This window comes from Lyngbya aestuarii BL J, assembly GCF_000478195.2.
GTDB lineage: Bacteria > Cyanobacteriota > Cyanobacteriia > Cyanobacteriales > Microcoleaceae > Capilliphycus > Capilliphycus aestuarii.
In genome coordinates this window covers 1-972 of sequence record NZ_AUZM01000255.1, presented here as the reverse complement: position 1 = coordinate 972, position 972 = coordinate 1, and the positions used below count along the sequence as shown (strand labels likewise).

Below are 972 nucleotides of genomic sequence, written 5' to 3'. Positions count from 1 at the left end.
GAATACAAAGTTTTGGTGAGGTTGATCGACGGGAGCCATCCAGGCGCGAATCCCTTCGTTCAACAAAATGTTCTTGGTATAGAATGTTTCAAATTCGGGATCTTCAGCAGCCCGCAATTCCTGAGACACAAAGTCATAGGCTCGCAGGTTGAGTGCTAATCCGACAACACCGATAGAACACATCCACAGTCCAGTCACGGGGACGAATAACATGAAGAAGTGTAACCAACGCTTGTTGGAAAAAGCAATCCCGAAGATTTGTGACCAGAAACGGTTTGCGGTCACCATGGAATAGGTTTCTTCTGATTGAGTCGGTTCAAACGCACGGAAAGTGCTAGATTGTTCGCCGTCTTCAAACAGGGTATTTTCAACTGTTGCTCCGTGAATCGCGCACAGCAGCGCACCACCGAGTACACCTGCAACACCCATCATGTGGAAGGGGTTGAGTGTCCAGTTGTGGAATCCTTGGAAGAACAGAATGAAACGGAAGATTCCAGCGACTCCAAAGCTCGGAGCGAAGAACCAACCCGACTGTCCTAAAGGATACATTAAGAACACGCTGACAAACACAGCAATGGGTGCGGTGAAGGCAATAGCGTTATAGGGACGTACACCAACCAAACGGGCGATTTCGAGCTGACGTAGGCAGAAGCCAATCAGTGCAAACGCACCGTGTAGGGCGGTGAAAGCCCACAAGCCACCGAGTTGACACCAGCGAGCGAAGTCCCACTGAGCTTCGGGTCCCCACAGGAACAGCAGGGAATGTCCCAGACTGTTAGCGGGGGTACTGACAGCGGCGGTTAAGAAGTTGCAGCCCTCTAGGTAGGAGCTTGCTAAACCGTGGGTGTACCAAGAGGTGACAAAGGTGGTTCCGGTTAACCATGCACCTAAAGCCAGATAGGCACAGGGGAACAGTAGGATACCCGACCAACCCACAAATACAAAGCGATCGCGTTTCAGCCAGTCATCGAG

Annotated in this window: 1 protein-coding gene; it reads right to left on the bottom strand. The window is 51.1% G+C overall.

What is annotated here, in order from left to right; translation table 11 throughout:
• Window positions 1-972, bottom strand: a 972-nt coding sequence (psbD, locus tag M595_RS27920) for a photosystem II reaction center subunit D2 (protein ID WP_023069908.1), incomplete at both ends; no start/stop codon positions are given.